This window comes from Azospirillum sp. Sh1, assembly GCF_008365135.1.
GTDB lineage: Bacteria > Pseudomonadota > Alphaproteobacteria > Azospirillales > Azospirillaceae > Azospirillum > Azospirillum oryzae.
Window position 1 is genome coordinate 1 of the sequence record NZ_VTTK01000086.1, and the last position, 2513, is coordinate 2513.

The 2513-nt window shown below is 66.3% G+C and carries 4 protein-coding genes; 2 read left to right on the plus strand and 2 right to left on the minus strand.

Going from position 1 to position 2513, the window contains the following annotated elements:
- Positions 1-146: 146 nt before the first annotated feature.
- Both FZ029_RS32685 and corA read right to left on the minus strand, forming a co-directional pair.
- On the minus strand, positions 147-560 hold the full coding sequence (locus FZ029_RS32685; RefSeq protein ID WP_149274362.1) for a hypothetical protein: 414 nt from the start codon (positions 558-560) through the stop codon (positions 147-149).
- A gap of 63 nt (positions 561-623) precedes the next feature.
- A complete protein-coding gene (corA, locus tag FZ029_RS32690; protein ID WP_149274364.1) occupies positions 624-1637 on the minus strand; it encodes a magnesium/cobalt transporter CorA in 1014 nt (337 codons plus the stop codon).
- Positions 1638-1787: 150 nt separating this feature from the next.
- Here corA and FZ029_RS32695 point away from each other — a divergent pair, with 150 nt between their 5' ends.
- Positions 1788-2297: a hypothetical protein gene (locus tag FZ029_RS32695; protein WP_149274366.1), complete on the plus strand. Its 510-nt coding sequence runs from the start codon at positions 1788-1790 to the stop codon at positions 2295-2297.
- 9 nt (positions 2298-2306) lie between these two features.
- A partial coding sequence (locus tag FZ029_RS33450) for a hypothetical protein (protein WP_211104288.1) occupies positions 2307-2513 on the plus strand: 207 nt, incomplete at its 3' end.

A 2513-nucleotide genomic window follows, 5' to 3' on the forward strand; every position in this document is an offset into this window, starting at 1 on the left:
CAGACCGCCAACTCAGCCTCAAACTGGCCGAGCCCTGAAAATCCCGGACAGCAGTGCGCCTTCGCGGGAATGACGGTAGAGAGACGCTCGTGATGAGACCTGAAAACGTCAGGCTCTCTCAGCAGAACCCGCCCCAGCCCTTTCCCTCAATCCTCCGGCATCCGGCCGATGGCCGCCCAGCCGAGCGGGGTGAGGCGCAGCACTTCCGGCCCCTCGCCGGCCGGATTCGGGTCCAGCACCACCAGCTCGCGGTTCTCGAACCACGCCCAGCGCGCCACCTCGGCGGTGGTGCCGGGCCAGCCGTCGGCCAGACGCTTCAGAATTTCCAGGTCGGCCGACGCGATGGGGAAACGCGGCTTCGGCACGATCACCTTCTTGACGGGCGCCGGGGCCTCTTCCGCCTTCGCCGCCAGCGGCGGGGAATCGGACCCGGCGCGGGCGCGGATCCAGTCGGTCTGATAGCTGCGGAGCGCCTGTTCCAGCTCCGCGCGCGCCGGTTCCACCGGGCAGCGCAGATAGGCGTCCAGCAGGGCGTGCAGCGTGTTCGTCGCGTCGGTCATGTCCGTCACCAAACTCCAAACCAGAAACGTCGACCCGAAAACCCCGACCCAAAATCTCGTCCGTCACAGCCATCCCATCCGCCGGAAGCGGACAAAGAGCGCGACGCAGACCGCGGCGATCACCGCCAGCACCGCCGGGTAGCCGTAGCGCCAGTGAAGCTCCGGCATATGCTCGAAGTTCATGCCGTACAGGCCGGCGACGGCCGTCGGCACGGCAAGGATGGCGGCCCAGGCGGCCAGCTTGCGCGTCACGTCGTTCTGCCGCGCGGTCGCCAGGATCATACTGGTTTCGAAGGCGAAGGACAGCACCTCGCGCAGCGAGCCGATCTGCTCGTTGACGCGGATCACATGGTCCTGGACGTCGCGGTAATAGGGGCGGATCGCCGGGTCGATCATCGGCAGGTCGAAGCGCTCCAGCCGCGAACAGACCTCCAGCAGGGGAGAGGCGTTGCGGCGCAGCCGCTCCAGATCGCGGCGAAGCTGGTGGATGCACTCGATCTCCGTCATGCTGGGCGGGCGGGCGATCAGCAGGGCGTCCAGCTCGTCCGCCGTGGTGGCCATCTGTTCCAGCACCGGGAAGTAACAGTCCACCACATAATCCATGATGGTGTAGACGATGAAGTCCTCGCCATGCTTCAGCAGATGCGGCGCGCTTTCCGCCCGCGCCCGCACCGGCGAATAGCTGGTCGAGGCGCCGTGCCGCACGGTGACGACATAGCCGCGGCCGGCGAAGACATGGGTCTCGCCCAGAACCAGCTCGCCCTTTTCCAGCCGGGCGGTGCGCAGGACCATGAACAGGCTGTCGCCATAGATGTCCACCTTCGGGCGCTGGTGGGCGTGCAGCGCGTCCTCCACCGCCAGTTCATGCAGGCCGAACTGCTGCTTCACCTCCATCAGCAGCGCCTCGTCCGGCTCCCACAAGCCGATCCAGACGAAGTGCCCGTCTTTTGCGGCCCAGGCGCCGGCCTCGGCCAAGGGTACGTCGGCGATGCGCCGGCCTTCGCAATAGGCGGCGCTCGCCACCACCGCGTTGTGGGGGGCGTTGTGGGTCGGGGTGGGTTCCGGCGGCAGCGTCATGGAAGTGAAAACCGAATGGTCGGCGACAGGTCGGCGCCACTCTAAAGAGGTTCCCCGGCAGCGTCGACGGATCCGGTGGCACCACTTGGGCGGATTGGCCGGTTCATGCGTTTTCACTGCCAAGGACCAGCTTTGGAAGAGGGAAGGGCGATGTTCCAGTCGGCGGCGCGCGGAATGTATATGCTGGCGGCGGTGACGCTCAGCCTGTTCTCCCTGCTGTTCATCGGCCTGTCCGCCCTGACGGTGTTCGAAGGGATGGTGGCGCTGGACAGTGCCGTCCTGACCTCGGCCATGCTGGAGGGGGTGGGGATGATCGTGCTGGCCATCGCCGTGTTCGAGATCGCCAAATACCTCTACGAGGAGGAGATCGTCCGCGAACGCGAGCTGCGCCGCGCCGACGAGGCCCGCCGCACCCTGACCAAGTTCCTGACCACGATCATCATCGCCGCCAGCCTGGAAGGGCTGGTCCTGGTGTTCGAGGCGCGCACCACCGAGATCTCCGGCATTGTCTATCCGGTGATGCTGCTGGGGGTGGTCACCTTGCTGGTGGTCGGGCTGGGCGCCTTCCAATGGCTGGCGCGCCGGGCCGAGAGCATCTATGTCGACCCCCGAGCCTCCGAAGCCGACGAGGCGGAGGGGGACAAGCGGCCGGAGGCATAGGCGGCTGAAATGCCCTCTCCCGCCCCAGGCTATGGCATTCACACAATTCCGAGCATTCCTAAGCTTCTGGAACAAAAGGAACTTTGCGTCATCCCCGCGAAGGCGGGGATCCAGGACACTCCGCAGATCAGCGGCGGATGTGGCTGGATTCCCGCCTTCGCGCACTGCTGTCCGGGATTTTCAGGGCTCGGCCAGTTTGAGGCTGAGTTGGCGGTC

Coding starts and splice junctions, on each gene's coding strand:
- FZ029_RS32685 (WP_149274362.1), bottom strand. CDS start 560: ATGACCGACGCGACGAACACGCTGCACGCCCTGCTGGACGCCTATCTG.
- FZ029_RS32695 (WP_149274366.1), top strand. CDS start 1,788: ATGTTCCAGTCGGCGGCGCGCGGAATGTATATGCTGGCGGCGGTGACG.
- corA (WP_149274364.1), bottom strand. CDS start 1,637: ATGACGCTGCCGCCGGAACCCACCCCGACCCACAACGCCCCCCACAAC.